At 70.5% G+C, this 21,752-nt stretch carries 19 protein-coding genes and 1 tRNA gene; 9 read left to right on the forward strand and 11 right to left on the reverse strand.

The annotated features are described in order from the left end of the window. Window positions 1-3: 3 nt before the first annotated feature. Entirely contained in the window at window positions 4-882 is an 879-nt protein-coding gene (locus tag MU407_RS07540) for a hydroxymethylpyrimidine/phosphomethylpyrimidine kinase (RefSeq protein ID WP_102236130.1), read from the reverse strand. Between the two features lie 134 nt (window positions 883-1,016). Here MU407_RS07540 and MU407_RS07545 point away from each other — a divergent pair, with 134 nt between their 5' ends. Both MU407_RS07545 and MU407_RS07550 read left to right on the forward strand, forming a co-directional pair. Beyond that, complete coding sequence (locus MU407_RS07545; protein WP_233190727.1) at window positions 1,017-1,910, forward strand: hypothetical protein; 894 nt, start codon at window positions 1,017-1,019, stop codon at window positions 1,908-1,910. Between the two features lie 30 nt (window positions 1,911-1,940). Next, window positions 1,941-2,753, forward strand: coding sequence for a hypothetical protein (locus MU407_RS07550; RefSeq protein ID WP_102236131.1), 813 nt, complete (start codon window positions 1,941-1,943; stop codon window positions 2,751-2,753). Window positions 2,754-2,791: 38 nt separating this feature from the next. On the opposite strand, the gene MU407_RS07555 is transcribed toward MU407_RS07550, so the two are convergent. From MU407_RS07555 to MU407_RS07565, 3 genes are all read right to left on the reverse strand, one after another. After that, complete coding sequence (locus tag MU407_RS07555) at window positions 2,792-3,679, reverse strand: Bax inhibitor-1/YccA family protein (RefSeq protein WP_102236132.1); 888 nt, start codon at window positions 3,677-3,679, stop codon at window positions 2,792-2,794. Window positions 3,680-3,788: 109 nt separating this feature from the next. Continuing rightward, a complete protein-coding gene (locus MU407_RS07560; protein WP_246956525.1) occupies window positions 3,789-4,532 on the reverse strand; it encodes a YggS family pyridoxal phosphate-dependent enzyme in 744 nt (247 codons plus the stop codon). Between the two features lie 68 nt (window positions 4,533-4,600). Then, window positions 4,601-4,674, reverse strand: a tRNA-Leu gene (locus tag MU407_RS07565). Between the two features lie 61 nt (window positions 4,675-4,735). Here MU407_RS07565 and MU407_RS07570 point away from each other — a divergent pair. Both MU407_RS07570 and MU407_RS07575 read left to right on the forward strand, forming a co-directional pair. After that, on the forward strand, window positions 4,736-6,895 hold the full coding sequence (locus MU407_RS07570) for a helicase-associated domain-containing protein (RefSeq protein ID WP_246956527.1): 2,160 nt from the start codon (window positions 4,736-4,738) through the stop codon (window positions 6,893-6,895). 150 nt (window positions 6,896-7,045) lie between these two features. Further along, window positions 7,046-7,315, forward strand: coding sequence for a hypothetical protein (locus tag MU407_RS07575; protein WP_102236136.1), 270 nt, complete (start codon window positions 7,046-7,048; stop codon window positions 7,313-7,315). A 72-nt stretch (window positions 7,316-7,387) separates the two neighbouring features. Here the strand turns inward: MU407_RS07575 and gndA are convergent, their stop codons facing one another. Further along, window positions 7,388-8,932, reverse strand: a complete 1,545-nt coding sequence (gndA, locus tag MU407_RS07580) for an NADP-dependent phosphogluconate dehydrogenase (RefSeq protein ID WP_246956529.1) — start codon at window positions 8,930-8,932, stop codon at window positions 7,388-7,390. A gap of 162 nt (window positions 8,933-9,094) precedes the next feature. Between gndA and MU407_RS07585 the strand changes: the two genes are divergently transcribed. The 5 genes from MU407_RS07585 to MU407_RS07605 all read left to right on the forward strand — a co-directional run bounded on the left by MU407_RS07585 (window position 9,095) and on the right by MU407_RS07605 (window position 14,458). Next, window positions 9,095-9,862 carry a hypothetical protein gene (locus tag MU407_RS07585; protein WP_146007727.1) on the forward strand — a complete coding sequence of 256 codons (768 nt, stop codon included), beginning with the start codon at window positions 9,095-9,097 and terminating at the stop codon, window positions 9,860-9,862. Between the two features lie 4 nt (window positions 9,863-9,866). After that, window positions 9,867-11,528: a DNA repair helicase XPB gene (locus MU407_RS07590; protein ID WP_246956531.1), complete on the forward strand. Its 1,662-nt coding sequence runs from the start codon at window positions 9,867-9,869 to the stop codon at window positions 11,526-11,528. Window positions 11,529-11,609: 81 nt separating this feature from the next. Beyond that, complete coding sequence (locus MU407_RS07595; RefSeq protein ID WP_246956533.1) at window positions 11,610-12,068, forward strand: lipopolysaccharide assembly protein LapA domain-containing protein; 459 nt, start codon at window positions 11,610-11,612, stop codon at window positions 12,066-12,068. 73 nt (window positions 12,069-12,141) lie between these two features. Continuing rightward, on the forward strand, window positions 12,142-12,861 hold the full coding sequence (locus tag MU407_RS07600; RefSeq protein ID WP_102236141.1) for a response regulator transcription factor: 720 nt from the start codon (window positions 12,142-12,144) through the stop codon (window positions 12,859-12,861). Between the two features lie 4 nt (window positions 12,862-12,865). Next, the gene (locus MU407_RS07605) at window positions 12,866-14,458 is read left to right on the forward strand and encodes a HAMP domain-containing sensor histidine kinase (RefSeq protein ID WP_102236142.1); all 1,593 of its coding nucleotides are present in this window, start codon (window positions 12,866-12,868) and stop codon (window positions 14,456-14,458) included. Here the strand turns inward: MU407_RS07605 and MU407_RS07610 are convergent. The 6 genes from MU407_RS07610 to MU407_RS07635 form a co-directional block, all read right to left on the reverse strand. Continuing rightward, window positions 14,400-14,999: a DUF4031 domain-containing protein gene (locus MU407_RS07610; RefSeq protein ID WP_246956535.1), complete on the reverse strand. Its 600-nt coding sequence runs from the start codon at window positions 14,997-14,999 to the stop codon at window positions 14,400-14,402. The two genes, MU407_RS07605 and MU407_RS07610, sit on opposite strands and share 59 nt — an antisense overlap. Window positions 15,000-15,204: 205 nt before the next feature. After that, window positions 15,205-15,987: a hypothetical protein gene (locus MU407_RS07615; protein ID WP_246956537.1), complete on the reverse strand. Its 783-nt coding sequence runs from the start codon at window positions 15,985-15,987 to the stop codon at window positions 15,205-15,207. Then, the gene (locus MU407_RS07620; protein WP_246956540.1) at window positions 15,984-17,033 is read right to left on the reverse strand and encodes a ribonuclease HI family protein; all 1,050 of its coding nucleotides are present in this window, start codon (window positions 17,031-17,033) and stop codon (window positions 15,984-15,986) included. Before MU407_RS07620 ends, MU407_RS07615 begins: the two co-directional genes overlap by 4 nt. 81 nt (window positions 17,034-17,114) lie before the next feature. Further along, window positions 17,115-18,731, reverse strand: a complete 1,617-nt coding sequence (locus MU407_RS07625) for an inorganic phosphate transporter (RefSeq protein WP_246956542.1) — start codon at window positions 18,729-18,731, stop codon at window positions 17,115-17,117. Window positions 18,732-19,004: 273 nt separating this feature from the next. Further along, window positions 19,005-20,717 carry an inorganic phosphate transporter gene (locus MU407_RS07630; RefSeq protein WP_246956544.1) on the reverse strand — a complete coding sequence of 571 codons (1,713 nt, stop codon included), beginning with the start codon at window positions 20,715-20,717 and terminating at the stop codon, window positions 19,005-19,007. An 88-nt stretch (window positions 20,718-20,805) separates the two neighbouring features. Beyond that, window positions 20,806-21,752 (reverse strand): HNH endonuclease signature motif containing protein (locus MU407_RS07635; protein WP_246956546.1); only part of this gene is annotated, 947 nt, incomplete at its 5' end.

Raw genomic sequence — 21,752 nt, forward strand, 5'->3', positions numbered from 1 at the left:
GGCTCAGTCGGCGTTGTCGAGCGTGATCAGGTGGTTCACGGGGCCGTGACCGTCGGCGCTGCGGGAGATCTGCCAGTCGCGGGCGTTCTCCGTGGCGGAGGCGAGGAATTCGCGGGCGGAGGCGATGATCGTGATCATGTCGTCGTCGGTGCCGGGTTCGCCGATCTCCTCAAGCTCCCCGGCGCGGTCGAATTCCGCGATGCGGGCCAGCTGCGCGGCGATCGCGGCCGACAGGGTCGTCCCGGCGCCGCGGACGCGTCGGCCGGGCACGCGCTGTGCCCGCAGCAGGTCGGTGCCGCCGGGGTGGACCAGCACATCCACCACGTCCTCGCCCTCCAGCAAACCGCCGGTGATCAGCACGGTGGCGGGGCCGCGGGCCTGCAGCGCGAGCGCATGCTCACGCATCTGCTCGATCGAGGGGGCGACGGCCTCGCCCAGCAGCTGCGCGGCCTCGGCCATGGTGAGCGTGAGGACGTCCACCATCTGCAGCAGCTGCTCGCCGATCGCGCGGGCGCCCTCGGCGGTGATGAGCGCGGTCCCGTCGGCCGCGACCATCACCGGATCCAGCACGATGCGGCCCAGGCGCGAGCGGTGGGCGGTGAGCGCCTGCGCAAGGGCGTCGACGTTCTCGGCGCTGCCCAGGGCACCGATCTTGGTCGCGTCGATCCACAGATCCTCGGCGACGGCGTCGATCTGGGTGCGCAGCAGCGGGCCGGGCAGGGGACGGCTCTCGCGCACGCCCCGCGTGCTGACCGCCGTGATCATGCTGACCGCGGAGGCGCCGTAGACCCCCAGTGCCGTGAAGGTCTTGAGGTCGGCCTGGATCCCGGCCGCGCCGTCGGACTGGGAGTCGGCGATGGTCAGGACGAGGGGCGGACGCATACGGTCTCCACCTTTCGGCGAACGGTCGGCGGCGCCGCCCTGCGGGGCGCCTGGTGGCCCGGAGTGTACCGATCATGCCTGCGACGCCACCTCGTGCGAGAATCGGGCGGGGAGCACGGCACCGTGGGGAGGCGATGATGGGCCAGGAGTCGCAGCAGGACGAGGGACTGCCAGATCTGTCAGCGCGTAGCGCCGCGAGCACCGGGCCCGCGACCCTCGGCGAACCGTCGGAGCGGGCGCGCGGCCGCACCCGCACCACCATGCTCGCGGTGATCATCGGGGCTCTCGTGGTGCTGGGCGTGGTGGCCCTGGTGCTCTCGCAGACGGTGTTCCGGCCCGTGCTGGCCGACGGGCCCGAGAAGACCTACGACACCGCACCGCGCACCGCCTCAGGGCAGTCGGAGTACGTCCCGGATCCGAACGACCCGGACATCGCCCCGCCCCCGCCGATCTTCACGCAGAAGCCCACCACCGCGTGCACGGTGCCCGGGTACACGGATGCGCAGCCGCCCTCGGGCCCCGATCAGGTGCGCGGCGGGAACCTGGAGTACACGATGCCGAGCCAGTGGGGGTCCGACTGGTTCGCCCATTCGCTGCCGTACATGACCCAGATCGGGGCGGAGGCGCGTCACCTCGAGGACGGCTGGTACAGCGTGGTGAGCCTCGGGGCGGTGGAGTTCCCGGAGGATGAGGGCGGCTATCCGGGGCTGGAGGCGGCGTCGGTCGCGATCTTCCAGTGCTACGCCACCACAGCGGGCGTGGTCTCCCACTTCGGGCAGTCCCCTGAGGTCACCGACTACCGCTCGGAACCCATGACGGTCGATGGTCACGCGGCCTGGATCGTCCAGGCCACGTACCATTTCGAAGACCCGGAGATGCTCGAGACCACCTCCGCCTCGATCGTCACCGCGATCGTGGTGGAGACCCCCGCCGGGCCCAGTGCTGTGGCCAGCGATGTCGCTGCCGACCAGCCCGATCACGTTCAGAACCTCGAGGACATCATCGCGAGCCTCACCGTCGTGGCCTGAGCCGCGATCCATTCCGCACTAGGAGACACCGTGCATACCTCACCGCAGTTCAGCCCGACCACGCAACAGCAGCCTCCGCAGCGGCCCGGGGGCGGGGCGCTGCTGGTGGGCGGGCTCGCTTTCGCGCTGGTGTTCCTGCTGATCGTCGGCGGCACCGTGGTGTACCTCGTGCTGCGCGGCGGGGGACAGGGCGGTGCGGGTGGCCCCACCTCCCCGGAGACCTCCTCGATCGCGGAGAGCCCATCCGAGGACGAGCCCTCGTCGAGCGAGACTGCGCCCCCGCCGGCCGAGGAGGAGCGCTGCTGGTCCTCCCCCCGCACCGAGCGCACCTCCACGAACCCCTCGGGGATGCTGCGCGGCGGCGGCTTGCAGTTCATCCCGCCGGCCACCTACGACGGGCGTGACCTGCCCCCGGGCGTGCCGTTCCTCAACGACGCCCAGGGGGTCAATGCGGCCGCGGAGGGGACGTGGGTCTCGACGGTCTGGGTCGGGGCGGTCGAGTGGCAGCCGGGGGTGGAGTATCCGGGGGCGGAGGCAGCCTCGGAGCGGATCGTGGACTGCCTGTTCCGCACCTCGTATCTCTGGGAGAGCACGTCGGGGCGCTCCCTGGATGACAAGGTCACCGAGCCGGTGACGATCTCCGGCATGTCCGGCTACCGCACCACGGCGCGTCTGAATTGGGAGTCTTCGAAGCTGGAGAAGATCCAGGCCGTGGATCTCATGGTGGTTGTGGTGGACACCCCGGAGGGACCGAGCATGTTCGGCGCGGACACCGCGGTGGGGATCGCGTCCCATGAGAAGGCGATCGAGGACGCCTACGATTCGCTGACCGGCGTCTCCTGACCATCACCGGGCAGCGGGATGGTCAGGAGACGGGATGATCAGTCGCCGCGCAGGATCGCGAGGATGCGCAGAACCTCGACGTACATCCAGACCATGGTCACGGTGACACCGAAGGCCACGCGCCAGGCGTAGGGCCGCGGCACCCCGGCGGCGGCCGCATTCTGGATGTCCTCGAAGTCCATGACGAGGGAGTAGGAGGCCATCGCCACGGCGAGGCCGCCGATCGCCAGGCCCAGCATGCCGTCGCGCAGGCTCTGCCCGGTGGCGATCAGAAGCACGATGTTCACCAGGCCGAAGAGCAGATAGGCGATCATCGCGACGAAGAAGATCTTGTTCAGGCGCGGGGAGGTGCGCAGCACGCCCACCCGGAACAGCACCAGGACGGTGCCGGCCACGATGAGGGTGCCGGTGACAGCCTGCAAGGCGATACCCGGGTAGATGATCTCCATGCCGGCGGAGAGGCCGCCCAGAAGCAGGCCCTCGAACCCGGCATACAGCAGGGTCAGGATCGCGGAGGGCTTGCGCCGGAAGGCATTGACCAGCCCCACGACAAGGGCGCCGAGGAGACCGACCACCAGGGCCAGCATGCCGATCCCGGCACCGAGGGCCTGCCCCTCCTCCCCGGCGACCAGGCCGAAGGCGTGGGGCAGCAGGGTGATGCCACCGCCGATCACGATGACCAAGCCCAGGGACGCGGTGATCGCGTTGAGAGCATCCCGCAGAGTCATACGGCCGGTGTCGTAGCCGCTCGCGGCAGGCCGCGCATACATCGCTTCGAGGTTCTCAGTGCTCGCCTGCTGACCGAAGTCCGAGGACCACTGCGTGCCGGGCCCACCCTGCGGGGACTGGCCAAACTGGGGCGCACGGTACTGCGCGCCGGACTGCACGGACTGGTCGCGGCCAAAGACGATGTTGTGGCGTGCCATGGGGCTCCTTAGCTAGGGCATGCACCGATCAGACAGGTCCACTGTACCGAGGGGCCCGCCGTGCCGCCTGGGCGCACGCTGTGCCGTGAGCGAACGGTGACCTGCTCCCTCAGGGCCGCGGACCGAAGATCGCCGAGCCCACGCGCACGATGGTCGCGCCCTCCTCGACCGCGATCTCGAGGTCGCCACTCATGCCCATCGACAGCTCGGTGAGTCCGTCGATGCCGGTGGCCGCCCGCGCGGCATCGCGCAGCTCACGCAGGGACCGCAGGGAGGCCCGCACGACCTCGAGGTCAGTGGTGTTCGCGCCGATGGTCATGAGGCCGACGGGCCGCAGCACGGGCGATTCCCGCAGCCGCTCCAGGATGCCGGTGACCGCCTCGAGCTCGGGGGCGAATCCGCCCTTGGACTCCTCCCCGGAGGTGTTGACCTGCACGAGCACCTCGAGGGTCTTCTCGGCCATCTGGGCGCGGCGCTCGAGGGCATCGGCGATATCGGGCCGATCCACGCTGTGGACCATCTGCGCGAAGGCCACCACGTCCCGGGCTTTGTTGGTCTGCAGGCGGCCGATGAAGTGCCGGGGCACGCCGTTGTCCGCGAGCAGCGGGTCGGCATGCTTGGCGATCTCCTGGGCGCGGTTCTCCCCCACCGCGATGCGGCGCTCGCGCTGCCGCAGCAGTTCGATTACCTCGGCGATCTGGGCGGGGGTGCGCAGCTTCGTGGCCAGCAGCAGCGTGATCTCCTGCGGGTCGCGGCCCACCCGGCGGGCCGCGGCGTCGATGCGCTCGAGCACGCCATCGAGGCGGTCGACGAGCTGGTCGGGCTGATCAGGGATGGTCTGCTGGGGGGTCATGGCCCCATTGTGGCCGATCCCGCCAGCGCGCCGGCTCCCTCGCCGCCGCGCCCGTCGGCCCACCGCGGTGCCCCCACCGGGACTCGAACCCGGACTGTGCCGATTTTAAGTCGGTCGCCTCTGCCGATTGGGCTATGGGGGCGCGTACCGGGATGCGCGTCCCCGGCCTTCTCGCAGGGGCTCACCTTATGCTGGAACGCACCATGACGGCTGTGATCCGGTCCCTCGCGGACTCCCTGCGACGGTTCGGCGACGATCGCCTTGAGGCGCTGCTCGTCGCCCGGCCGGACCTCGCCTCGCCACCACCGCGGGGAGTGGGACCGCTCGCCGCTCGCGCCGCCGGCCCCACCTCGGCCCGACGGGCCCTGGACGCCCTCACCCTGCCGGAGCTGCATCTCATCGAGGCGCTCGCGGTGATCCCCGATGGCTCCTCCCCCGCGCAGTTGGCCGCCGCCGTCGGCGCCGGTCCCGAGGAGATCACCGGGGCGCTCGAGCGCGTGATCACCCTCGCACTGGTGTGGGGCGAGGATGAGCTGCACCTGATCCGGCCGCTGCGCGAGGGGCTGCGCACCCCGGCGGGGCTCGCCGCCCCGGATCCCGCCGATCCGGCCCCGGAAGAGGCCGCGCAGATCATCGAGCGCTCCCGCGAGGATCTCAGCTCCGTCCTGGAGACCCTCGCCTGGGGGCCTTCCGCGGTGGCGGGCAGCGGGAAGCTCGCCACCCAGCTCATCGCCCGCGGCATCGTGGTCGCCGGGGACGACGGTCAGCTGCGGATTCCCCGCCCTGTGCAGCTGGCGTTGCGCGGTGGCCGGGTCCACGCCGCCCACCATGCTCGTCGGCCCCTGCCGGAGGGAGAGGCACTCATCGAGACGGTGCCGGGGTCCCGCACTGCGCAGGCGGTCGAGCTGGCCTTCGAGGCGCTGCGTCTGGCCGCGACCGTGCGCTCCTTCGACGATGACCCGCCGGGGGTGCTGCGCCGCGGCGGCCTGCCGCAGCGGGATCTGCGGCGCCTCGCCGAGCGGGCGGGCACCCCCGTCTCGACGCTCGCCACAATCCTGCAGGCCGCCTGGCAGGCGGGGCTGATCGGCCATGACGGGCAGGAGTGGCATCCCACGCGCGACTGGGACGAGCATGCGCTGCTGCCCGCCGAGCAGCGCTGGGCGGAACTGGTGCTGGCCTGGGCACGCGGCCACCATGTGGCTTCCCTCGCGGGCACCGCGGATCCGACGGGGGCGCCGCGGCCGCTGCTGTCGGATCAGACCCGCCGTGAAGGCGTGCGCACGCGCCGCGGCGCCCTGCTGCGCGCCCTGCAGACCACCCCGTCTCTCAGCGCGACCGAGGAGTCGCTCGCCCGCAGCCTCGCCTGGGCGTTCCCGCGGGTGCCCGCCGAGGTGATCCGGGAGGAGACCGCGGCGCTGCTGACCGAGGGCCGGGTGCTCGGCGTGATCGAGGACGGGGCCCTCACGGCGCTCGGGCAGGAGCTCGTGGCGGTGCTCGAGGAGCCCGCCCCGACGGCCCATGAGCGCCTCGCGGCGTGCCTGCTGCAGCTCGCACCGCCGCCGGTCACCGAGGTGCTGCTGGATGCGGATCTCACCGCGGTGGTGCCGGGTCGGCCCGCCCCGGAGCTGCTGGTGCTGCTGGACTGGACGGAGGTCATCTCCCGCGGTGGTGCACTGACCCTGCGTTTTACCCCCGCCGCGGTGCGCCGCGCGATCGGTGAGGGTCGGGACGCCGATGCGCTGCTGGCCCTACTGGAGAAGGCCTCCCGCTCCCCCATCCCGCAGGCCCTGACATATCTGCTGCGCGATGAGCAGCGCCGTCACGGCCGGATTCGGGTGGGGCGCGCCTCCACCGTGCTGACGGCCGAGGCGGAGGTGCTGGATCTGCTGCAGGCATCCCCGGAGGCCACGGCCCTGCAGCTGCGACGCCTGGCCCCTACGGTCGCGGTCACTCTCACCGATCCGGGGTTCGCTCTGCAGGTGGCGCGGGAGGCGGGCCTCGCCCCGCAGGCCGTCGGGCCCGACGGCGCGCCCGCTCCCGAGGCCCTCACGCATTCTCTGCGCGGCGGCCCGGTGGAACCGGACCTGGTCACTGTGGAGGGCCCGGAGCTGCGGATCCCGGCTGCGGAGGCGGTGGCCCGCATCCGTGCAGCCGATGCCGGTGAGCAGGAGAAGTCCCTCACCGACCGGCTGCTGGAGGCGATTGCGGAGGGCCGCGAGCTGCGCCTGGGCGTGGTGGATGGTCGCGGCGGCATCGAGACGCACCAGGTGGTGCCGCTGTCCCTGGAGGGCGGACGGCTGCGAGCCCGGCAGGCCGATGGCACGGAGCTGAGCGTCCTGGTGCATCGCGTGACTTTGGGATGAACGCGCTGAGTGGCCCCTTTGCTCAGCGCAGCGAATTTCGGGCTACAATTTCAGCCGCCAGGAACGGTCACTGAACGCTCCGTCCTGGACGAACGCCGTCGGCATCCGCGCCGGCGGATGATCTGACCACAGGACCACGAGGGGAAGACCATGACTGTTCCGAACTCCGGCTTCGACGTCGAAGCCATCAAGAAGAATGCGCTCATTGCGACGATCGTCGGCTTCCTCTGCGGCGGCGCGATCCCGGGTGTGCTTGGCCTACTCGGCTACCTGAAGGCCGATACCGAGCCGGAGACCGCCAAGAAGTTCACCAAGTGGGCCTGGATCGCCTTCGCGATCATGTGGGTCCTCACGATCCTCGGCATCATTCTGTACGTCGTGTTCGTCGGCGTGCTGATCGGCACGACGACCACCTACTGATCCACCCCTGCGCACAGCACCGCAGCGCGAAGGCCCCGGACCTCCTGGTCCGGGGCCTTCTGCGTGGGGTGATCAGCTCTCGGTCGAGGCGGCCTGGGTCTCCTCCCCGGCCTCCCGATCCACGGCGCCGTGGGTCACGCCGCTCTTATCGGCGTCGGCGTCGGTGCGCACCTCGGTGCGGTCCCCGGTCCACTCCACGTGGTAGCTGCCGTCGCGGTCCACGCGCTTGTAGGTGTGGGCACCGAAGAAGTCACGCTGCGCCTGGACCAGGGCGGCGGGCAGACGCTCAGCCCGGATCGCGTCGTAGTACGCGAGGGTGGAGGCGAACACCGGGGCGGGGAACCCGGCGCGAGCGGCGTAGGCCACCACGCGGCGCCACGCGGGGATGCACGCGGAGATCTCGCGGGTGAAGTACTCATCGGCCAGCAGCAGCGGCAGCTCGGTGTTGCGCTCGTAGGCCTCGGTGATGCGGTCCAGGAACTTCGCCCGGATGATGCAGCCGCCGCGCCAGATCTTCGCCATGTCCCCCAGGGTGATGTCCCAGTCGTACTCCCGGGCGCCCTTGGCGATCTCCTCGAAACCCTGCGAGTAGGAGACCAGCTTCGCGGCGTACAGCGCCTTCTGCAGGTCGTCGATGAACTGCTCGCGGTCCTCGACGGGCACGTCCTCGGCGTGACCGGGCAGGACCTCGCGGCCGGCGGCGCGCTCCTGGGCGGCACCGGAGGTGGAGCGGGCGAAGGTGGCCTCGGCGATGCCGGTCACCGGAACCCCCAGGTCCAGGGCGGTCTGCACAGTCCAGGCGCCGGTGCCCTTCTGGGCGGCCTGGTCCAGGATCACGTCCACCAGCGGATGGCCGGTGGACTCATCGACGTGGGCGAGCACCTCACCGGTGATCTCGATGAGGAAGGACTCCAGGTCCCCGCGGTTCCACTCCTCGAAGACCTTGCCGATCTCGGCGGCCTCCATGTTCAGCGCCTTGCGCATGAGGTCGTAGGCCTCGGAGATCACCTGCATGTCGGCGTATTCGATGCCGTTGTGCACCATCTTCACGAAGTGCCCGGCCCCGTCGGCTCCCACATGGGTGCAGCACGGCTCGCCGTTGACGTGCGCGGAGATCTTCTCGAACATGGGGCCCAGGCGGTCGTAGGACTCCTTCGTGCCGCCGGGCATGATCGAGGGGCCGTTCAGGGCTCCCTCCTCACCGCCGGAGACACCGGTGCCCACGAAGTGCAGGCCCTTCTCCTTGAGCGCGGCCTCCCGCCGACGGGTGTCGGTGAACAGCGCGTTGCCGGCGTCGACGATGATGTCGCCGGTCTCCATGTGGGAGGCGAGCTCGTCGATCACGGCGTCGGTCGCGGCACCGGCCTTGACCATGATGATCGCCACGCGAGGCTTCTGCAGGGAGGCCACGAAGTCGGCGATCGACTCGGACGGGAAGAACTCGCCCTCGGAGCCGTAGGTGTCGATGACGTGCTCGGTCTTGCCCACGGAACGGTTGTGGATCGCGACCTTGAAGCCGTTGCGCGCCAGGTTGCGGGCGAGGTTCGAGCCCATCACCGCCATACCGGTGACGCCGATGTCCGCCGCATCGGCGGGGGAGGGAGCGAAGGTGGCCATGGTTTCTCCTCGTCGTGGGGGTCTCGTGCCGGCGCGGGGTCCGGGCCGGTCCGTCGGTGCCATCCTAGGCAGGCTGTGTCACACCTGGCCCGGGCGTGCCTTCGATTGCCGCGCACGCCCGTACGCTGAGGGACGGCTATGTCCGCGACCCCTGGAGCCTCCGTGACCTCACCTGCTGGACCGCACGTCCCCGCCCCGCATTCGCAGCCCGCGGCGCCGCCGCAGCCCGGCCCCGCCCCGGGCACCGATCTGAGCGCTGATCTCGGCGCGGCCCTGCGCTTCACCGGCCGGGGTCTGCTGCGCGGCGCCGCCGCGTTCCTGGTGCCCGCCGTAGTGCACATGGTCCTGCTGTTCCTGGTGATCGGCGGGTCGTTCGTCGCGCTGATGGCGGTGGTCATCGCCATGGTCGAGAGCTCCGGGGGCGGCGAGCCCGGCGCCGTTGAGGTGGTCGTCATCCTCCTGGGGTCCCTGGTGATGATTGTGCTCTCGAGTCTGGTGTCGATGCTGTGGATGTCCGGGGCGGCCCGCGTGTCCGCCGTCCTGGCCGATGGCCACAGGCCCACCATCCGGCAGGGCCTCGCGGGCCCCGGGCGGGTGATCGCCACCAGTCTGGTGGTGACGCTGCTGGTGGTCCTGGGGTCGATCCTGCTGTACCTGCCGGGCATCATCGCGGCGGTGCTGACCTTCTACGCGATCCCCGCCGCGCTGCGCGGCGCCTCCGTGGGTGCGGCGCTGAAGGAGTCCTTCACCCTGGTGAAGCAGAACCTGGGGATCACGCTCCTGGGGTATCTCATCTACTCCGTGGCGATGTCCGTTGCCTCGATGACGTTGATCGGGGCCCTGGTGGTGGTGCCCTTCGGGATGCTGCTGATGCTGGGGCTGTACGAGCGTCTGCAGGGCCGGGAGCTGCCGGACCTCGCGGCGGCCTGATCTGATGTCCGACGGCCCCCTGATCGTCCAGAGCGATAAGTCGCTGCTGCTGGAGGTGGATCATCCGCGCGCCCATGCGGCGCGCCTGGCGATCGCGGCCTTCGCGGAGCTGGAGCGAGCCCCGGAGCATGTGCACACCTACCGGATCACGGATCTGGGGCTGTGGAATGCCCGGGCTGCAGGGTATGACGCGGAGACCGTGGTCGCGGCGCTCGTGGATCATTCCCGCTACCCGGTGCCGCATGCCTTGCTGCTGGATGTGGCCGAGACGATGGCGCGCTACGGTCGGCTGCGTCTGGTGTCCACCCCGCGCGAGGGCCTCGTGCTGGAGGCCGCCGAGCCGGCGGACCTCGAGGAGGTGCGGCGGGCACGGAAGGTCGCCGAGCTGCTCGGCGCACGCCTGGATGCGCGGCGGGTGCGGGTGGCACCGTCGCAGCGGGGCGCCCTGAAGCAGGCGCTGTTGAAGCTCTCGCGGCCCGTGGAGGACCTGGCCGGGTACGTCGATGGCGCTGCGCACCCGATCACGCTGGATGAGCAGGACTGGCAGCTGCGGCCCTATCAGCGCGAGGCCGTGGACGGCTTCACCCACGGCGGCTCCGGCGTGGTGGTCCTCCCCTGCGGGGCTGGCAAGACCCTCGTCGGCGCCGGCGCGATGGCGGCACTCGGGCGCACCACCCTGATCCTCGCCACCTCGACGGTCTCCGCCCGGCAGTGGCGCGATGAGCTGCTGGCGCGCACCTCGCTGACGGAGGCGGAGATCGGCGAGTACTCGGGGGACCGCAAGGAGCTGCGGCCGGTGACGATCGCGACCTACCAGGTGCTGACGATGAAGCGCCGCGGCGTCCACCCGCACCTGGAGCTGATCAGTGCCCGGGACTGGGGGCTGATCATCTACGACGAGGTGCATCTGCTGCCCGCCCCGGTGTTCCGCATGACCGCGGACCTGCAGGCCCGTCGGCGCCTGGGGCTGACCGCCACGCTGGTGCGGGAGGACGGCCGGGAAGGTGAGGTGTTCTCCCTGATCGGCCCCAAACGGTATGACGCGCCGTGGAAGGACCTCGAGGCGCAGGGATACATCGCCCCCGCGGCGTGCACCGAGGTGCGGGTGGATCTGCCGGCCGCTGATCGGATGGCCTACGCGATGGCTGAGCCGAGCGATCGGGCGCGCCTGGGCGCTGCGCATGGGGCGAAGATCCACGTGGTGGAGCGCATCGCGGCCCGGCATGCCGGGGAGCCGCTGCTCGTGATCGGCCAGTACCTCGATCAGCTGGAGGAGATCGCCGAGCGCCTGGGCGCAGACCTCATCACGGGCAAGACCCCGGTGAGGCGCCGTCAGGAGCTGTTCGCGGCGTTCCGTGCCGGGACGATCACGCGCCTGGTGGTCTCGAAGGTCGCGAACTTCTCGATCGATCTGCCGGAGGCGTCGGTGGCGGTGCAGGTCTCCGGGACGTTCGGCTCGCGCCAGGAGGAGGCGCAGCGGCTGGGGCGTCTGCTGCGTCCCAAGGCCGATGGGCGCGGCGCCCACTTCTACACGGTGGTCATGCGCGACACCCAGGATCAGGACTTCGCCGCCCACCGCCAGCGCTTCCTCGCCGAGCAGGGGTACGCGTACTCGATCGTGGATGCGGAGGACCTGGAGGCGGGCTCGAACGGCCCCGCTCGCTGACCTGCTGCCCGGCCCGCACTACAGTGGCCCCAGCATCCCGGCCGCGTCGGCGGCGTCCCCCTCGCACCTCAGGAGCGCGCGATGACCTCTTCCGATGACCGCACCCGGCCCGCTGATCCTCCGCGTGAGGAGCGCCCGCGGGGTGATGACCGTCCGCGCGATGACCGCCCGTCGGACCGTGCGCGGGACGAGCGCCCGTCGGACCGTGCGCGCGAGGACCGTGCGCGCGATGAGCGCCATGAGCCCGTCTCCGAGGTGCCCGCCAGCGGTGGCCGCACCGCGGGGATGTGGATCGGCCTGATCCTGGGCGCGATCATCCTCATCCTGCTGCTGATCTTCGTGATCCAGAACAACGTCACAGCGAACTTCGAGTACTTCGGCGCCCAGTTCGATCTTCCGCTCGGGGTGGCGATGCTGCTGGCGGCGATCGCGGGCGCGCTGGTCATGGCGCTCGTGGGCTCGGTGCGGATGGTGCAGATGAGCTGGACCATCCGCAAGCTGCGCAAGCAGCAGGAGAAGATTCAGCGCACCATCCGCTGAGCACTCCCCCAGCCGTCACGCGCATCCAGGTGACGTTCAGCCGATTCCCATCCAAGCAGAGGACGGTGGTGCCATGAGCACCGAGAGCACCCAGGACTACGAGGCCCGTCTCCTCGTCGTCGACGACGAACCGAACATCCGCGACCTGCTGGCCACCTCCCTGCGCTTCGCCGGGTTCGAGGTGTTCACCGCAGCCACCGGCAATGAGGCGATCAAGCAGGCCACCGAGCAGCAACCGGACCTCGTCGTCCTCGATGTGATGCTCCCGGACATGGACGGTTTCACCGTCACACGCCGCCTGCGCGACCGCGGCGAGCAGTACCCCATCCTGTTCCTCACCGCCAAGGACGAGACACAGGACAAGGTGGCGGGTCTGACCGTCGGCGGCGATGACTACGTCACCAAGCCCTTCAGCCTCGAGGAGGTCGTGGCGCGGATCCGCGCGGTGCTGCGCCGCACCCACGGCGGACAGGAGGCCACCGGAGACTCCGCGCTCGTGGTGGGCGATCTGCGGCTGGATGAGGATTCGCATGAGGTGCATCGGGGGGATGTGAACATCGAGCTGTCCCCCACCGAGTTCAAGCTCCTGCGCTACCTCATGCTCAATGCCGGCCGCGTCGTCTCCAAGACGCAGATCCTCGACCATGTGTGGGACTACGACTGGTCCGGCGAGGTGGGGATCGTCGAGTCCTACATCTCCTACCTGCGGCGCAAGGTGGACGTGCTGGGCGAGCCGATGATCCACACCAAGCGCGGCATCGGCTACGTGCTGCGCGCCGCCGAGGGCTCCTGAGGCGGTGGCACTGCCCACCCTGCGCAGCGCGCGACCGGTCTCCCTGTGGACCCGGATCGTCGCGCTGATCTCGGCGCTGCTGGTGCTGGGGACGGTGCTCACGGGCAGCTTGTCGCTGTTCCTGCTCAACCGCACCCTGATCCAGTCGGTGGACAACAGCCTGCAGGCCGGGATGGGCGAGATGCTAGCGCTGGCGCAGGCAGAGCTGGCCGATGAGGACCAGGTCCTGCAGACCAGCCCCCGCACGCCGGTGGAGTATGCGGTGGAGATCCGCGATGCGCAGGGCCGCAGCATCGAGAAGCTTGTGGTGCACTACGGGCCCGGCTTTGTGACGATCCCGTTCCCGCAGATGTCCGATGAGCAGATCCTGGACCGAGCGGGCCGACCGTTCACGGTGGTGGATTCGGCGGAGAACCGCTGGCGCGTGGTCGCGATGCTCAACTCGGGACCGCAGAAGGGCAGCGTCTATGTCGCACTGCCGCTGGATGGCGTGGATCGCACGATGCGTGAGATGGCGCTGGTGATCGTGCTGGTCGGCACACTGGTGGTACTCGTGGGGATGGGGCTCGGCGGCTGGGTGACGCATCGGGCGCTCGAGCCGCTGCTGGATGTGGAGGCGACCGCCAGCCAGATCGCCGCAGGAGATCTCTCACGTCGCGTGCCCGTCACAGACACGAGCGCTGAGGTGCATGACCTGGCGCTCAGCCTCAACGAGATGCTGCTGCGGATCGAGCAGGCCTTCGCCGCGCAGTCCGCCTCCGAGGAGCACGCCACCCGGTCCGAGGCGCGGATGCGACGCTTCGTGGGCGATGCGTCCCATGAGCTGCGCACCCCGCTCGCGGCGATCCGGGGCTTCGGGGAACTGCATCGGATGGGGGCGCTGCGCACCGAGGAGGATGTCGCCTCGGCGATGCGGCGCATCGAAGATGAGGCGCGGCGGATGGGCTCGCTAGTGGAGAACCTGCTGCGGCTCGCCCGACTGGATGAGAACCCGGATCTGGAGCTGCGGCCGGTGGATCTGACCGATGCGCTGTTCGACGCCGCGCAGGATCTGCGGGCCCTGGATCCGGAGCGGCAGGTGATGGTGGTGTCGCTGTCGGGCACGCCGCTGACGGTGCAGCCGCATGTGGCGATCGGGGTGCACGGCGATGAGGCTTCGCTGCGGCAGGTGATCCTGAACCTGGTGGGCAATGCGAACCGCCACACCCCCAAGGGTTCGCCGGTGGAGATCGCGGTGGGCTACACCTCCCCGGAGAAGGTGCGCATCGAGATCCGCGACCACGGTGCGGGAATCGACGATGACCAGCGGAAGAAGGTGTTCGAGCGCTTCTACCGCACCGATTCCTCACGGGCCCGCTCGGCCTCGCAGGGCGGCGGCGCGGGGCTGGGGCTGTCGATCGCGGCGACGATCGTGGCCCAGCACAAGGGGCGGATCGGCGTCTCGGAAACACCGGGCGGCGGGGCGACGTTCTGGGTGGAGCTGATGGGCTGCGAGGTGCCGACGGGCGAGCGGGTGGTGCCCGATCAGATCCGGGCGATCACGCCCCGTCGGCCCGCCTCCCCCACGTCGGGCCCGACGAGTCCCGAGGCACGCTGAGCACCTGGCCGATGAAGCCCGCCTGACCGCGCTCGCGGGAGAGGGTATCCAGGTGCTCGAGGAAAGCGAGCGCGGCGGTGCGCCCGGCGTGGTCATGGTGCTCGAGGCGCGGCGGCGCGGCGGGGTCATCGCGGGTGAGGCGGAAAGCGCCGGGCGGGGCTGTGTCCTGGGGCGGCAGCGGGTCCACGTGACCGTAGGGCCCGACAATGAGGTCCGTCGGCACCGGGTGCAGCCCCAGGTCAGCAGCGTGCTCAGCGGAGCGGGTGGCGCGCGCCGCGGGGCGGTCCCGGCCGCGGATCCGCAGGGGGGAAGCGAGCAGCAGGCGAGTCAGCTCCCGGTCTCCGACGAACGTGACGCCCGCGGCCTCGAGGTCGGCGCGGCGCTCGAGGGGCCAGTCGTAGTGGTCCAGGTCGAAGGCGCGCGGAGGCAGCCCCGCGCGGGCGGCGGCCTCATGCAGCTCCGCGAGGGAGGTATCCGAGATGAGGTGCCCCCACACGGTGCCGTAGCGGGGCCAGCGCGGGGTGTCGGCGTAGACGGTCATGGGTGATCACCCCTCGACGTCGCAGCACCCCGTGCCCGCGCAGCGCCCTTGGCCGACGCAGCGCCCTTGGCCGACGCAGCGCCCCGTGCCCCCGCGCCCCCACACGCCACGCCGATCATGCCCGCCGAGTGCACCGATTCGTGGCGATTCCGGCACGTTTCGGTGCACTCGCCAGGCTGGGTCGGCGTGTCGTGGCTGCGTCGGGTCACGGGTGCTTCAACGCCCGCTGCAGTTCGAGCTCCAGATCGCGCTCAGTGCGGGTTTCGCGTGTCCAGCTTCTGGCCCATGCGGGCAGCAGAGCGAGCGTGATTGTGAACGCGGCGGCGGCGAGCAGGATCGGCACCGTGCCTGCCACCGGTTCGTCGATCAGCAGCACCGGGAGCAGCAGCACCGCGGCCAGCGCGATGCCCCACAGAGCGGTCGCGAGGATGCTCAGCAGCGCCATGCTGCCGGCGGGGCGCCGGACCGTGCAGTCCCCGCCCACGGTGAGCGCGGTGAGCACGAGGTTCGCGCCGGTGAACAGCACGCTGAGCAGCAGCACGCGCCACGGCGGCTCGCCCGGGTCGGCAGAGAGTCCGAGCAGCCCGGCGGGGTGGGTCATCTCGATGCCGCGCAGCATCGTGATCACGCCCGTGAGCACGAGGGTGCCGAGCACAGCGGCGTGCTCGAGCCCGATCAGCCGCAGGCGCTCGCGCAACTGCGCGGAGATCTCCTCGGGCGGGAATTCCACCAGCGGCGGGCCGATGCGGCCGTGCCGGTACCAGCCGAGCGCCGCCCAGATCACCAGCAGAGCCACGGGGCTCGAGGCCGCCGTGAACAGGGCGAGGGCGAGGATCCCGAGGCAGCCGCCGAGCAGGAGCAACGTCGAGCGGGCGTGCAGCCTGTCCGTATCTCCCGCGCGCCACGCCGATCGCGTCCGCCGAGTGCGCCGATTCGTGGCGATTCCGGCACGTTTCGGTGCACTCGCGGGGGTGGGGCGGCGTGTCATCGGGCGTCGCCTCCCTCGCGCCCGGTGCTTCCCACGCGCCCGGGGCCGACGGGCGTGCCCTGGTGGTGGCGCAGCAGCCAGCGGCCGCGGTGGCGGACCCAGATCGAGGAGCGCTCGCTGCGGCCCGACGGGCAGGTCGTGGTGTATCGCAGCAGGATCACGCCGGGGGCGATCTCGTCGGCCACGAGGCCGTGTGCCTCCAGGCCCAGGACGGGGGCGAGAGCCGCGAGGATCTCCTCGCGATCCGCGACGCGGCCGTTCGCTCCGATGTTGGTGGCCTTGGGGTGCAGCAGCTCCGCGGCGCTCGGCGGGTCAGCGCGCAGGGCATCGGAGAGCAGCGCGAGCTCACGCGTGGTGACCTGCTCGAGGGCGCTCGCGCCGGGGGCATCGGCCACCCATTCCGTCTCCTCCACGGCGGTCGAGCAGGTGGCGGGGGCGGGGTCGTCCTCCGGCGCAGCGAGGAGGGACAGCAGGTCGTCGGCCTCATCCGCAGCAGCGCGGGGGGCGGTCATGGTGCGGGGCGAGGTCTCGGCGCGGGACGCGTCCGCGGCCCCCGTCGGCCCCTCTCCAGCCGCTCCGCTCCCCCGATACCCGGGCCCCACCTGCGGGTCCTGGCCCTTGGAGTACGCGGTCGCGGCAGCAAGCGCACGGCGGTCCGCAGCTTCATTCATGGCGTGCCCAGCGTGGCCCTTGACCCACTCGAACTCGACGCTGCGGCCCGAGAGCGCCCGGTCGATCGCCTGCAGCAGCTCGCGGTTCAGCACGGGCTTGCCGTCCTTCTTGCGCCAGCCCTTGCGCTTCCAGCCCGGCATCCACTTCGTGACCGAGTTGATGACGTACTGGCTATCGCACAGGATCAGCAGGTGCTGGTCGGCATCGACCGCGGTGGCTTCGAGCAGGTCCAGCACGGCTTTCAGCTCGCCCATGTTGTTGGTGCCGTGGGGCCAGCCGCCGGCGCGCCAAGTGTCCTCGTCGATGTACCAGGCCCAGCCGGCGGGTCCGGGGTTGCCGAGGGCGGAGCCGTCGGCCGCTGCGGTGATGCTCATGCAGAGATCATGTCATCTGCGAGGTCGGCACCGGATTCGCAGTGGTCGCGACCACGGGGGATCCCGGCTGCGCCAGCAATGTCACCCCAGCACGGCGCGCAGCACCAGCACCCCGACAGCGCCGATAACCGCGGCGGCGGGCACGGTGATCACCCAAGCCATGGCGATCGGCTTCATGAGGTTCCAGTTCGCGGCCCGGTTGACAAGCCCGACACCCAGCACCGCGCCGATGAGGATGTGCGTGGAGGAGACGGGCAGGCCCAGCACAGAGGCGGTCATGACGACCGCCGCAGCGGAGAGTTCGGCCGCGAATCCGCTGGCGGGATGCATCGACGTGAGGCCGGTGCCGACGGTCGCGATGACCTTGCGGCCCACGAACCACAGCCCGCACACGAGCGCGATGCCGGAGGCGAGCATCAGCGGTGCCGGAACTGCCGCCTCGGCGTTGATCGTTTCGGTGCGCAGGACGTCGAACACGGCGGCGAACGGTCCCACTGCGTTGGCGATGTCGTTGGAGCCGTGGCTGAAGGCGAAGGCGCAGGCGGTGAACACCTGCATCCAGCTGAACAGCAGGAAGGTGGACCGCGACAGGGCGGTGCGCTTGAGGGTCTTGGCGATGATGAACACGGCCAGCCACACGGCCGCGCCGATCATCAGCATCAGCAGCACGGAGGAGACGGGCGTGAAGTCCAGCCCCATGTTGGACAGACCCTTGAACAGCAGCATCGAGGTGATGACCACAGCACCGAAGGCGGCCAGCAGCGGCACCCACACCTCGAGGGCGCGGTGCGCATCGACCTCGTCGCGCCGGTCCTGGATCTCGTAGAGCTCGCGGTAGTAGTCGCTCTCCAGCTCGTCGCGGTCAAAGCCGTCCTCGGAGCTGACCACCACGGCGTCCCGCGCCATGGCGTTGGTGTACGCGATCTGCTGGAGCTCATCGAGCCGCTCGAAGGCGGCCTTGTGGCGGTCGCGGTGCTCGATCCGCTGGCGCTTGAGATCCCGCAGCTGCTGGTCGGCCTCCTCGTTGTAGCGCAGGATCCCGCGTTTGATGGCGCCGAACAGCAGATAGGCAAGGATGCCGCCGAGCAGCGGGGACAGGAACCAGGAGATGACGATCTGGCCGATCTCGCCCCACTGGACCACGTTCCACCCGCCCTGGCCGGTGGTGAAGCCGAGTGCGAGCGACCCGCCCACGATGCCGCCGACGATGGAGTGGGTGGTGGAGACCGGCCAGCCGCGCTGGGTGGCGATCAGCAGCCAGACCGCGGCGCCCAACAGCGCGGCCATCATGATGAACGCGAAGTCCATCGGCTCCAGGTGCATGGCCTCGAGGTCCACGATGCCGCTGCGCACGGTCTCGGTCACCTCACCACCGGCGATGACCGCGCCACCCACCTCGAACACGGCGGCGACCAGCAGCGCCTGTTTCATGGTGAGGGTGCCGGCGCCGACGGAGGTGCCGAAGGAGTTGGCGACATCGTTGCCGCCGATGTTGAAGGCCATGAACATGCCGAACAGGACGGTCACCGTGAGGATGCCCAGCGGCGCCGTGGCCGGCAGCTCGCCTATGGCCCAGAAGCCGAATCCCACGAGGGCGGCCAGCAGCAGTGAGCCGAACACGACGTGCCACCAGATGTCGTTCGAGGTACCTGGGGCTCCCTGGACGGGCGGGGCGGTTGACGGGGCGGGTGCGGACATGAGGTCACCTCCGGCGGCGGCCGACCCTGCTCAGCAGGGTGGTGGTGGACGGACCCCGCTACCGTCGCCCCGCCAGTTTACCCTCAGGTGACGTTCAGGTGACGCGTCGACGAGGGGCCGGGGTCAAGTCGAGGGACCGGGGTCGAGTCGGCCCCCCGTTCCACGAACGGCACTCAGATGACCGGCCGCCTGCACTATGCACGCGCCCGGTCATCTGAGTCCCTTTCGTGGTTGGATCCTCTGCGCGCCGGGCGATGACGGCCGCGGGGAGTGTCACCCCAGCACGGCCCGCAGCACCAGCACCCCGAGGGCGCCGATGACCGCGGCGGCGGGCACGGTGATCACCCAGGCCATCGCGATCGGCTTCATGAGCTTCCAGTTCGCGGCTCGGTTGACGAGCCCCACTCCCAGCACGGCGCCGATGAGGATGTGTGTGGAGGAGACCGGCAGGCCCAGCACGGAAGCGGCCAGCACCACGGCGGCGGCGGACAGCTCGGCGGCGAATCCGCTGGCGGGGTGGATGCGGGTGAGTCCGGAGCCGACGGTGGTGATGACGCGCCGACCCACGAACCACAGTCCCGCGACGAGGGCGACGCCCGCGGCGATGAGCAGCGGCGCGGGGATCACGGCCTCGTCGGCGATCTCGCCGGTGCGCAGGACGTCGAACACAGCGGCGAACGGTCCCACGGCATTAGCGATGTCGTTGGCACCGTGGCTGAAGGCGAAGGCGCAAGCGGTGAACACCTGCATCCAGCTGAACAGGAAGAATGTGGAGCGGGCCGGGGAGGTGCGGCGCAGCGTACGGGCCAGCATGAACACGGCCATCCACACACCCGCGGCGATCATGACCATGAGGGTGATGCCGGGCGCGGCCTCGAGCTCGAGACCGATGTTGGACAGGCCCTTGAACAGCATCATCGCGGTGATGACGACCGCGCCGAGGGCAGCCAGCAGGGGCACCCACAGCTCGAGGGCCCGGTGCGCAGCGGCGTCGACCGGGGCTGTCGCGGAGGTCGGTGAGGCCGACTGCTCGTCATCCAGGGTGCTGGTCGCGAGGGCGGCGGATGCGGCAGCGGAGTCCATGCTGGTGGCGGGCGCCGCGGTGGGGTCGACGGCGGTGGCTGGCGCGTTCGCGTCCCCGGAGACGGAGAGCGTCTCATCTTCGATGAGGTCGGCGCGGGTCGCCGAGGAGGTGCGGTGCTGGATCTCGCCGAGGCGCTCGAAGGCGGGCCGGGGACCCTGGGCTCCGTTCTTGCGTTCGCGGCCGATCGCGTCGAGGTTCTCCTCCGCCATCGCGTCGTAGCGCAGGATCCCGCGCTTGATGACGGTGTAGAGGAGATAGGCGATGATCCCGCCGAGCAGCGGGGAGAGGAACCAGGAGCTGACGATCTGGCCGATCTTCCCCCACTGCACCATCTCGAGACCGCCCTGACCGGTCAGGAATCCGAGGGACAGGGAACCGCCGACGATGCCGCCGACGATCGAGTGGGTGGTGGAGACGGGCCAGCCGCGGCGGGTGGCGATGAGCAGCCAGATGGCGGCGCCGAGCAGCGCGGACATCATGATGATGGCGAAGTCCGGCGCGGACAGGTGGAGGACCTCGAGGTTGACGATGCCGCTGCGGACCGTCTCGGTGACAGCGCCCCCGGCGATGACCGCGCCGCCGACCTCGAAGACGGCGGCGACCAGCAGCGCCTGCTTCATGGTGAGGGTGCCGGCGCCGACAGAGGTGCCGAAGGAGTTGGCGACGTCGTTGCCGCCGATGTTGAAGGCCATGAACAGGCCGAACACGACGGTGAGGAGGAGGACCACCCGAGGTGCCGACCCGGGCAGCTGGCCGTGGGCCCACAGGGTGAAGGCGATGACGCTGACCGCGAGCAGGACTGCGAAGGTGAGATGCCAGGTCCGGTCCGATACAGCTCCGGACGGGGCCGGGTCCTCGGACGCGGTGGCGGACGTGTGCTCGGGCGGTGCGGAGGCAGACACGAGGAACACCTTAGCGCCGGGTGGCGCGCCGGTGAATGTGAGGCGAATAAGCCGACTGGGTGTTGCGCGCGGCGCCCGGGAGGAACCGTCAGTAGGGCGGATTCTCGGGGTCGTAGAGCGTGGCGGCGGGGCTGGGTGGGTCTGCGGCTGGCTCGCTCTCTTCGTCTAACGCTTCACCCCGTGCTCGGCGGTGGGCGTCTTCCTCGCGTTCGAGGTAGGAGTTCCAGGCGACGCGCAGGTGGTCGCCGAGCTCGCGGGTGACGAGGTCGGTGTTGCGTGTGGTCTCGGTCAAGGGGCGGCTGCGTCCGCGGGTTCGGGCAGTCCACGTGGTCACTCCGGTGTTGGGGTCGCGGATCGGGTCGATGAGCCCGAGGGTTTTGAGCCGGTGGTGGCTGTAGCAGAGCCGGTGGAGGTTCTGGGGGCTCGTGGGGCCACCCCGGTCTGGATGCTGGTGGTCGAATTCTTCGATGTGGTCACTTTCGCCGCTGGTGGTGACGATGGTGCTGCAGCCGGGGACTGCGCAGATCGGGTCGATCTGCCGCAGCAACTCCTGCATCGACCGACTCACCTGATAGGTCTTCGCTGCCCGCGGCAGGAACGAACCGTCCACGGGATCGGTCAGCACCCGGTGGAACACCGGGGCGTTCACCACGAGATCCCGGGCCATGGCGGGCGGGATCGGATGCGCCCCATCCACCTCACCCGGAGCCTCGGACTGACCGAGCAGCGTCATCACGGGCACGGTCACGTTGATACGGAACCCCGACTCCGGCACCTCAATACCCTCGGTCCCGAACGCGGTCCGGGTCAGGATCGCGTAACGCAGCGCCGCGAGACTCATAGGCCTGCCGGTCTCCGCAACGGTGCCGAACACATCGAACGGGAGGTCAGATTCGTCCGCGGCCAGGGCCTGGCGCTGCGCCATCTGGACGGCCCTCGCGGCGGCGTCGAGTCGGTGGCCGAGCGCGGTGATCTCCGGGACGGGGCCGGTGACCTGCAGGCACGCGGTGCCGTCCATGTCTGGGGAGGTGAACA

The organism is Brachybacterium sp. Marseille-Q7125, assembly GCF_023062615.1.
In the GTDB taxonomy this organism is placed as follows: domain Bacteria; phylum Actinomycetota; class Actinomycetes; order Actinomycetales; family Dermabacteraceae; genus Brachybacterium.